The organism is Streptomyces sp. NPDC018029 (genome assembly GCF_044327655.1).
Classification (GTDB): Bacteria; Actinomycetota; Actinomycetes; order Streptomycetales; family Streptomycetaceae; genus Streptomyces.
Window position 1 is genome coordinate 200,754 of sequence record NZ_JBIRFV010000014.1, and the last position, 9,054, is coordinate 209,807.

Genomic DNA, 9,054 nt, shown 5'->3' on the forward strand with positions numbered 1-9,054 from the left:
CCCCGCCCCCCTCTCCCGGGGCCGGGTCAGCCGAACTGGCCGACCTGGTAGTCCCCGGCGGGCTGCTGGGTCAGGACGTTGACGCGGTTGAAGGCGTTCATGACGGCGATGTGGCAGACCAGGGCGGCCAGTTGGTCCTCGTCGTAGTGCCGGGCGGCGTTCGCCCAGGCGGCGTCGGTGACACCGCCGGCCGCGTCGGCGGTCCGGGTGCCCTGTTCGGTCAGCTCCAGGGCCGCGCGCTCGGCGTCGGTGAAGACGGTGGCCTCGCGCCAGGCGGCGACCAGGTGCAGGCGCTGGGCGCTCTCCCCGGCGTGCGCGGCCTCCTTGGTGTGGCTGTCGACGCAGAAGCCGCAGCCGTTGATCTGGCTGGCGCGCAGGCCGACCAGTTCCAGGGTCGCCGCCGGGATCGGTGCCTGTGCGGCCGCTTTCCCCGCTGAGGCCAGGTGCTTCAGGAACCTGGCCGAGACCGGGTTGGCGAAGAGGTTCAAGCGAGCGTCCATGGCGGGCTCCTCTGTCGTGCTGGTGCGTACACAGCTCCGACGAGATGGCCCGGCAAAATGTGACAGCAGCCCGTGTGACCTGCAGGGTCCCTCGCGCCGGGCCGCCCGCCGGGGCGGCCCGGCGCGGCGGTCAGCCGGTGGTCCAGGGGCGCAGCTTTTCGGGGTTGCGCACCGCCCACAGGTGTTTGATGCGGTCGCCCGCGAAGTCGAAGGCGAGCACCGAGACGGTGACGCCGGCCTGCTGGACCACCAGGCCGGGCTCGCCGTTGACGGTGCGCTCCAGGATGGTCAGGCCCGGCGCCTTGCCGGTGATGGTGACCAGGTAGCGGGCGATCTGCTCGCTGCCGCCGGTGGGGGGCGCGGCGTTGACCAGGCCGCCGCCGTCGGCCAGGCCGGTGGCGTCCGGGTCCAGCAGGCTGATCAGGGCGCCGATGTCCTTGGCCTCCCAGGCCTGCTTGAAGTTGCGGACGATGTCGGCGCGCTGGGCGGTGGCGGTGACGCCGTCCTGCTGGGCGCTGCGCAGCCGGCGGCGGGCGGAGGAGGCCAGCTGGCGGCAGGCCGCCGGGCTGCGGCCGACGCTTTCGGCCACTTCGGCGAAGGAGTACCGAAAGACGTCGTGGAGGATGAACGCGACCCGCTCGGCCGGGGTCATCGACTCCAGGACGACGAGGAAGGCCATGTTGACCGACTCGTCCAGGGTGATGCGGTCGGCCGGGTCGGCGGTGCCGCTGGAACGGCCGCTGATCCACTCCGAGTGGTCGGGCAGCGGCTCGGGGATCCACTCCCCCACATAGCGCTCGCGCCGGGCGCGGGCCGAGCCGAGCAGGTCCAGGCAGATGCGGCTGGCCACGGTGGTCAGCCAGCCGCCGGGCGAGGCGACCGCCTCGCGCTGCGCGCGGGACATGGCATACCAGCGGGCGTAGGCCTCCTGCACGACGTCCTCGGCGTCGGCCAGCGAGCCCAGGAAGCGGTACGCGAGGTTGATCAGCTGACGCCGCTCGCTCAGGACCGCGCCCAGGCCCGCCTCAAGCTGATCGTCTTCTGGCTCGGTCTGCGTCCTCATCGTGTCGCGTGCTCCTTTGGCCGAAAATGCCGTCATCGGATACGACGAGACAGCCGCCAGGAATGTGAGGTCACCGACCTTCTGGCGGTATTCCAGCGCCCTCCTAGTCGTATCAAATAGTCATTTGGCATGAGCAAACACAAAGTCATCGTGGAGCAGTACCGCGACGGGGTCCTCAGCGGCGATCACGAGAAGGTCCTGTCCCTGGTGACCGACGACGTGGTGTGGGAGAGCCTGGGCCAGCTGCGGGTGCAGGGCAAGGACGCGCTGCGGGGCGTCATTCACAACAAGGACGGTGTCGTCGTGAAGGGCGTGGTCCAGCGTCCGTCCATCACCGTCGACCGGCTGATCGAGGAGGGCGACCATGTGGTCGCCACCGGCCGCGCCGCCCTGACCCTGCCCACCGGGGCCACCGCGGAGTTCCTCTTCTGCGACGTGTTCACCTTCGCCGGTGACGCGATCAGCCGCCTGGAGAGCTACAAGGTGCCCCTGGGCGCCCCGCCGCAACAGGGCTGAGCGCGGCGGGACTTGGCCGCCCGGGGGTCAGCCCGCCGTCCAGGGGCGCAGCTTTTCGGGGTTGCGCACCGCCCAGATGTGCGTGATGCGATCGCCCGCCACGTCGAAGGCGAGCACCGAGACGGTGACGCCGTCCTGCTGGGCGACCAGGCCGGGCTGGCCGTTGACGGTGCGCTCCAGGATTGTCAGGTCGGGGGCCTTGCCGGCGACCTCGGCGAAGACCCGGGCGATCTGCTCGCCGCCGGTGACCGGGCGCAGTTCGGCGCTGACCAGGCCGCCGCCGTCGGCGATGGTGGTGGCGTCGGGGTCGAGCAGGCCGATGAGGGCCTCGATGTCCTTGGCCTGCCAGGCCTGCTTGAAGTCGCGCACCAGATCGGCGCGCCGGGCGGGCGCGGCGGTGGGGGCCTGCGCGTGGGTGATGCGGCGGCGGGCGGAGGAGGCCAGCTGGCGGCAGGCCGCCGGGCTGCGGCCGACGATCTCGGCGATCTCGGCGAAGGAGTAGTGGAAGACGTCATGGAGGATGAACGCGACCCGCTCGGCCGGGGTCATCGAGTCCAGCACCACGAGGAAGGCCATGTTGACCGACTCGTCCAGGGTGATGCGGTCGGCCGGGTCGGCGGTGCCGCCGGAGCGGCCGCTGATCCACTCCATGTGGTCGGGCAGCGGCTCGGGGATCCACTCCCCCACATAGCGCTCGCGCCGGGCGCGGGCCGAGCCGAGCAGGTCCAGGCAGATGCGGCTGGCGACCCGCGTCAGCCAGCCGCCGGGCGCGGCGACGGCGTCCCGCTGCTGTTCGGACATGGCATACCAGCGGGCGTAGGTCTCCTGGACGACGTCCTCGGCGTCGGCCAGCGAGCCCAGGAAGCGGTACGCGAGGTTGATCAGCTGACGCCGCTCGCTGAGAACCGCGCTCAGGCCCGGCTCGAGACGGCTGTCCTCCGGCTGGGAATGCATGCTCATGGTGTCGCCAACTCCCTTGGCTGCGCCCTGCCTTCACCCATATCGATGAGGCATTGCCCGAAGGTGGCGCGCGTCACCTCACATTACAACGGCCTGTGTCGTCGTACAGGTGGAGATCGAATTCCTGGCCGGGCTCCATCCCCCGGTCGCCCGGCCGAGGAATCCCCGCTCTCCTGCCCCGGCTTCGGTCCCGAAGCCGCTCATCACCTGCCAGGAGAATTCCCGTGACCTCAGCCCCGATCCGCGGCTCACCAGCACGGCCGGGCGCGGCCTCCACGGCCCGTCGCCCGGTGTGCGAGACCCAGTGACAGACGCTGGGCGCCCTCGGCCGACGCCGGCCGCGGGGCTCCGGTCAGCGGGGGCGCCGACAGCGCCGTGCAGGGCCGGCGGCGCCCCGCGAACTGGCCGCCCAGGACGGCCTCCTGGGCTTTTTCCTCTTCCTTTACCGATACCGAATTTCTTTCCCAAGGGTCCGGCCCTCGCGCGTGAGCGGCCGTGCCCGCCGGCGTCACCCGTACAGAACACGCAGAAGAAAAGGAAACAGCTGTGGAACCTGTGAACGTTGCGATCATCTATTACAGCGCCACCGGCAACGTGCACACGTTGGCTCAAGCAGTGGCCGAGGGCGCGGAGAAGGCGGGTGCGAGGGTGCGGCTGCGCAAGGTGGCCGAGACCGCCCCGGAGGCGGCGATCAGCGCCAATCCGGCCTGGGTGCAGCACCGCGAGGCCACCGGCGACATCGCCGAGGCCAGCCATGACGATCTGGCCTGGGCGGACGCGGTGCTGTTCGGCACCCCCAGCCGGTTCGGGAACCCCGCCAGCCAGCTGCGGGCCTTCATCGACACCACCGGCCCCCTCTGGTTCGAAGGGAAGATCGCCGGCAAGGTGTTCTCCGCCTTCACCGCCAGCAACACCGCCCACGGCGGCCAGGAATCCACCATCCTGGCGCTGTCCAACACCTTCTACCACTGGGGCGGCATCATCGTGCCCCCCGGCTACACCGACCCCATCCAGTTCCAGTCCGGCAACCCCTATGGCACCTCGCACGTCGCCGGCGACGGCGCCCCCGGCGACATCGCCCTGCAGGCCGCCCGCCACCAGGCCCGCCGCGTCGTCGACACCGCCGCCGCCCTCAAAGCCGGCCACGCCGCCCTCTGAGCGAGCGGCCCCGGCGGACACCGGGCAGGGGTGAGGGGCCGCCGGCCATCGGGCCGGCGGCCCCTCTCTTTTTTGCTTGTGTGCTGAGGGTGCCTCTGGGTGGGTTCAGGAGGGGATCCAGTCCCGTTGGATGTGGGGGGTGGGGATGCTCAGGGCCCGCATGTGTTCGATGGGGTTGGTGTATTCGCGGCTGGCGGCGATGAGGCCGTCGTCGAGGGTGAAGCCGTGGATGAAGTGGTTGCGGTAGCGGCCCTCGGGATAGCCGGGGAAGCGGATGGTGCCCTCGCCGTCGCACTCCACCCAGATGACGGCCGGGTCCTGGGTCTCGTAGAGGCGGACGTCGAACCACTCCCAGTCCGGCAGGACCTGCAGGGACAGCTCGCCGTGGCGCTGAAGGTTGTCGCGGCCCTGGACGGTGATGGGCCGGCCGATGTCGGTGTTGAACAACGACGCCGTGCCCTCTGGGGTGTAGAGGGTGTAGCGGCGCAGCCGGGCTTCTGGCCCGGTTTCCATGTACTGCTCCACGGCCCGCCGGTTGCGGGCGCGCAGCTCCAGGTGGCTGGTGAACACCGGGCCGTCGGCCACGTGGTGGGGGCTGGTCAGGGGGGTGCTCATGGCGTCTCCGAAAAGGGGTGGGGGTCAGGGCTGCAGGCGGGTGGTGGTCCAGCCGTGTGGGGTGCGGTCGTAGCGCAGCCGCTCGTGCAGCCGGTCGGTGCCGTTGGCCCAGAACTCCACCGCGTCGGGTTCCAGGCAGAAGCCCACGAACGCCTCGGGGCACGGCAGCGGCCGCTCCAGGGCGCCCAGTTCCAGGGCCTGGGCGCGGATGGTCTCGAAGTGTTCGAGGTCGCGCAGGGGTTCGCTCTGCAGGGAGACGGTGGACATGGCGTGGGTGAACACCGCGCGGGCCGCCCACAAAGCTTCGGCCTCGGCGCGCGGGAGTTGGCGCACGGGGCCGGCCAGGGTGATCTGCTGGCTGGTCTCGCGCCAGTACAGCACGCCCGAGGCGTAGGGGTTGGCGGCCAGTTCGCGGCCCTTTTGGCTGCCGGCGTGGGTGATGAAGACGATGCCGTGCTCGGTGACCTGGTTGACGGCCAGGATCCGTGAGGAGGGCCGGCCGCGCTCGTCGGCGGTGGCAAGCGCCAGGGCGCGCGGTTCGCGCACGCCGTGGGCGGTGGCCTGGGCCAGCCAGTCGCTGAGCAGTCCCATCGGCTCGGCGGGCGGGGTGCGGAACTGGGGGAAGTCCACCTCCACGGTGCCCGTCAGCGTCTCCGAACGCCGCGAGGGAGTACGGCCGTTGGTCTTCTGGGACAGCTCAGACATGAGTCATTCCTTCGGAAAAGAAGAGCAGGGGGTGCCGGGCCGGCGCTCGGGGGAGGGCGCCGGCCCGGCGGTCTTGGGGTGGCCCGCTCAGGCCGGGTCGGGGGTGCGGGCGGGGGCCAGGAGTCCGGCCAGGACGGTGCCCACGATGCGCGGGCCCTGGCGGGTGAGGACGGATTCGGGGTGGAACTGCAGGGAGGCGAAGCCCGGTCCGCGCAGGGCGTGCACCTCCGCGGTGGCCGCGTCCCGGCTGACCTGGACCAGCTGGCCGTCGGGCACCCCGGGCACGCCGTGGGTGGTGAACTCCTCGTCGTCGCTCAGCAGCGCGAAGGTGTTGTAGTAGCCGACGTGTTCGGCGGTGCCGAACAAGTCGATCTCCTTTTGGACGCCCTGGTTGGGCACGCTCCTGCGGCGCAGGGGCAGGCCCAGTTGCAGGCCCAGGACCTGGTGGCTGAGGCAGACGGCCAGGAAGGGGCGCTGTTCGCGCAGCAGGGTGGCCACGGCGGTGTGCAGGTGGTGCATCTTGGGGTGGGCCACTTCCTGCGGGTCGCCGGGGCCGGGGCCCATCACGACCAGGTCGTGGCCCTCGAAGGTGTAGTCCTGGTCGTAGCGGCGCACGGTGACCTGCAGGCCCAGCGAGCGCAGCTGCTGGTCGATCATCGAGGTGAAGGTGTCCTCGGCGTCGACGACCAGGACCTTGCGGCCGGCCAGCTGGGGCAGGGCGGCGCTGCGGTGTTGCAGGTCGGAGAGCCAGAAGTCGGCGATGGTGTCGTTGCGCAGTTCCAGGGCGCGGCGGACGCTGGGGTGGTCGGCGAAGCGGGTGGTGGTGTCGCCGTTGAGGGCGGCGACCAGGCCGGCGGCCTTGGCGCGGGTCTCGGCGGCCTCCGAGGCGGGGTCGGAGTGGCGCACGATGGTGGCGCCGACGCCGATGGCCAGGCGTCCTTGGGGGCTGATGTCGGCGGTGCGGATGAGGATGGCGGAGTCCATCACCCGCTCGCCGTGGGCGTCGCGTCCGATGAGGGCGGCGGCGCCGCTGTAGTAGCCGCGGCCGCCGGGCTCGTACTGGTGGATGATGCGGCAGGCGCTTTCCAGGGGGCTGCCGGTGACGGTGGGGGCGAACATCGTCTCGCGCAGGATGTCGCGCACGTCGCGGTCGGTCTGGCCCTCGATGAAGTACTCGGTGTGGGCGAGGCGGGCCATTTCCTTGAGGTAGGGGCCCACCACGCGGCCGCCGGTGTCGCAGATGCGGGCCATCATCTTCAGTTCCTCGTCGAGGACCATGTAGAGCTCGTCGGTCTCCTTGCGGTCGCCGAGGAATTCCAGCACGCCTTCCAGGGTGGAGCCGGAGGGCGGGTAGCGGTAGGTGCCGCTGATCGGGTTCATGACGGCGGTGCCGTCCTGGAGGCTGACGTGGCGCTCGGGTGAGGCGCCGACCAGGATGCGGCTGCCGGTGTGGATCAGGAAGGTCCAGTGGGCGCCGGACTCGCGCTGCAGCAGCCGCCGGAAGAGGGCCGGGGCGCTGGCGGGGCCGTAGTCGGTGATGTCGGCGACGAAGGTGCGCTTGATGACGAAGTTGGCGCCTTCGCCGGTGCCGATCATCTCCTTGGCGATGCGGCGCACCACGTCCTCGTAGGCGGCGTCGTCCACGTCGAAGTCGCCGCCCGACAGCGGGGTGGGGACGTCGGGGATGCGGGCCAGGGCCTGGTCCAGGGGCAGTTGCTGCTGGCCGGTGACGGTCATCGCCACCAGCGGGGTGCCGTCGTCCGCGCAGGCGAAGCCGCGTTCGGCCAGCTGCCGGTAGGGCATGACGACCAGGACTTCGTGGCGGGCGGGGGCGCCGGGGGCGGGGGCCTCGGGCAGCGGGATGTCGGCCAGGGTGGCGGGCAGGGACACCGCGCCGGTCAGCACCTCCACGGTGCCGGGGCCGGTGGCGCCGGGCCGGTGCAGCAGGGCGAAGGCCGGTGCCCGGCCCTCCAGTACCTGGTCCAGCAGGTCGGCGGCCGGCTGCGGTGCGGGGGTGGTGGGGGTGGGTGGTGTCTGTGTCATGTGAACAGCCCCTTGACGGTGGTGACCCGGGCGCAGCGCTCGGCGGCGTAGGTGAGGGCCGAGCGGTGGTAGTCCTGGGAGAAGTCGGCGGTGGCGTCCGCGACGAAGAACGGCTGGATGTCGTGGGTGAAGGCGTCCACGGCGGTGGCCAGGACGCCGACGTGGGCGTAGACGCCGCACAGGATGAGCTGGTCGCGGCCGGCGGCGCGCATCCGCTCGAGCAGGTCGGTCTTGAAGAAGGCGCTGTAGCGCCACTTGGTGAGCAGCCAGTCCTGTCCGGTGGGGGCGAGGGCGTCGACGACCTGGCGGTCCTCGGGGGCGGGGCGCATGCCCGGGCCCCAGAAGTCCTTGAGCAGGCCGCGCTGTTCGTCGTTCATGCCGCCGGGCTGGGCGGTGTAGGCGACGGGGATGCCCAGGGCGGCGCACCGGTCGCGCAGCTGGGCGGCGTGGGTGATGAGGTCCTGGCGCAGGCCGGCGGGGAAGGGCTTGAGGAAGTAGCGCTGCATGTCGTGGACGAGGAGGACCGCGCGGTCGGCGTCGGCGGTCCAGGACACGGCGGCCGGGGGCAGGTCGCCCTCGGCGGGCAGGGGGTAGGGGCTGATGGGGGGTATGCCGGTCATGGTTCCAGTCCTTGGACGTGATGCGTGGCTGGGGATGTGGGGGCCGGGTGGGTCAGGCGGGCCAGGCGTTGACGGCGTGCAGGGCCTGGGTGGGGTTGAGGCGGGGGTCGCAGCACGAGGTGTAGCGCTCGCCCACCCGCTCCAGGTCGGCCTCGGTGCTGGCGCACTCGGTGACGTCGTCGGGGGTGGTCTCCAGGTGCAGGCCGCCGGCGATGCCGCCGCCGTCCTGCACGGCCCGTACGAAGCCGGTGATCTCGCGGGCGACGGTGTCGACCATGCGGGTCTTGTAGCCGCCGGGCGCGGTGACGGTGTTGCCGTGCACCGGGTCGCTCAGCCAGATCGCGGGGTGGCCGGCCTCGCGGACCGCCTCGACCAGGCGGGGCAGGCGCTCGGTGACCTTGTCCGCGCCCATCCGGGCGATCAAGGTGAGCCGGCCCGGGTCGCGCCAGGGGTCCAGCTTCTCGCACAGCGCCAGCAGCTCGTCCACCTCCATGGCGGGTCCGACCTTGCAGGCCACCGGGTTGCTGACCTCGGCGAGCAGGGCGACGTGGGCGCCCTCGACCTGGCGGGTGCGCTCGCCGATCCAGGGCCAGTGCGTGGAGCCGAGGAAGAGGCGGCCCTTGTCGTCGGTGCGCAGCATGGGCATCTCGTAGTCCAGCAGCAGCGCCTCATGGCTGGTCCACACCAGGGGTTCGACGACGTCGCGGCCGGCGGCGCGCTCGCGCCAGCCCAGGTGTTCGAGGATGTCGCCGGCGGCCATGTAGCCGGTGAGGATCCGCAGCGGGTCGGGGCGGCGGCTCTCGGCGTCGGGTTCGGGGCCGTTGACCATGTGGCCGCGGAAGACGGGCAGTTCGAGGCCGTCGATGATTTCGGT

10 protein-coding genes are annotated in these 9,054 nt (G+C 71.6%); 2 read left to right on the plus strand and 8 right to left on the minus strand.

Annotation, left to right across the window (positions count from 1 at the left end; all coding sequences use genetic code 11):
* Positions 1–26: 26 nt before the first annotated feature.
* Positions 27–500 carry a carboxymuconolactone decarboxylase family protein gene (locus ACH4D5_RS34735; protein WP_398310766.1) on the minus strand — a complete coding sequence of 158 codons (474 nt, stop codon included), beginning with the start codon at positions 498–500 and terminating at the stop codon, positions 27–29.
* A gap of 130 nt (positions 501–630) precedes the next feature.
* Entirely contained in the window at positions 631–1,563 is a 933-nt protein-coding gene (sigJ, locus tag ACH4D5_RS34740; protein WP_398310769.1) for an RNA polymerase sigma factor SigJ, read from the minus strand.
* 129 nt (positions 1,564–1,692) lie between these two features.
* Here sigJ (ACH4D5_RS34740) and ACH4D5_RS34745 point away from each other — a divergent pair, with 129 nt between their 5' ends.
* Positions 1,693–2,079, plus strand: coding sequence for a nuclear transport factor 2 family protein (locus ACH4D5_RS34745; protein WP_398310771.1), 387 nt, complete (start codon positions 1,693–1,695; stop codon positions 2,077–2,079).
* 27 nt (positions 2,080–2,106) lie between these two features.
* Here ACH4D5_RS34745 and sigJ (ACH4D5_RS34750) read toward each other — a convergent pair whose 3' ends face one another.
* Positions 2,107–3,039 (minus strand): RNA polymerase sigma factor SigJ, encoded by a 933-nt coding sequence (gene sigJ / locus ACH4D5_RS34750; RefSeq protein ID WP_398310774.1) that lies wholly within the window; start codon positions 3,037–3,039, stop codon positions 2,107–2,109.
* Between the two features lie 546 nt (positions 3,040–3,585).
* Here sigJ (ACH4D5_RS34750) and wrbA point away from each other — a divergent pair.
* Positions 3,586–4,197: an NAD(P)H:quinone oxidoreductase gene (wrbA, locus tag ACH4D5_RS34755; RefSeq protein ID WP_398310777.1), complete on the plus strand. Its 612-nt coding sequence runs from the start codon at positions 3,586–3,588 to the stop codon at positions 4,195–4,197.
* Positions 4,198–4,302: 105 nt separating this feature from the next.
* On the opposite strand, the gene ACH4D5_RS34760 is transcribed toward wrbA, so the two are convergent.
* The 5 genes from ACH4D5_RS34760 to ACH4D5_RS34780 all read right to left on the minus strand — a co-directional run.
* Positions 4,303–4,812 carry a PhzA/PhzB family protein gene (locus ACH4D5_RS34760; RefSeq protein ID WP_398310780.1) on the minus strand — a complete coding sequence of 170 codons (510 nt, stop codon included), beginning with the start codon at positions 4,810–4,812 and terminating at the stop codon, positions 4,303–4,305.
* Positions 4,813–4,836: 24 nt separating this feature from the next.
* Positions 4,837–5,517 (minus strand): phenazine biosynthesis FMN-dependent oxidase PhzG, encoded by a 681-nt coding sequence (phzG, locus tag ACH4D5_RS34765; protein WP_398310783.1) that lies wholly within the window; start codon positions 5,515–5,517, stop codon positions 4,837–4,839.
* An 87-nt stretch (positions 5,518–5,604) separates the two neighbouring features.
* Positions 5,605–7,560, minus strand: a complete 1,956-nt coding sequence (locus tag ACH4D5_RS34770; protein WP_398310786.1) for an anthranilate synthase family protein — start codon at positions 7,558–7,560, stop codon at positions 5,605–5,607.
* Complete coding sequence (locus ACH4D5_RS34775) at positions 7,557–8,180, minus strand: isochorismatase family protein (protein WP_398310789.1); 624 nt, start codon at positions 8,178–8,180, stop codon at positions 7,557–7,559. Before ACH4D5_RS34775 ends, ACH4D5_RS34770 begins: the two co-directional genes overlap by 4 nt.
* A gap of 52 nt (positions 8,181–8,232) precedes the next feature.
* A partial coding sequence (locus ACH4D5_RS34780; RefSeq protein WP_398310792.1) for a 3-deoxy-7-phosphoheptulonate synthase occupies positions 8,233–9,054 on the minus strand: 822 nt, incomplete at its 5' end.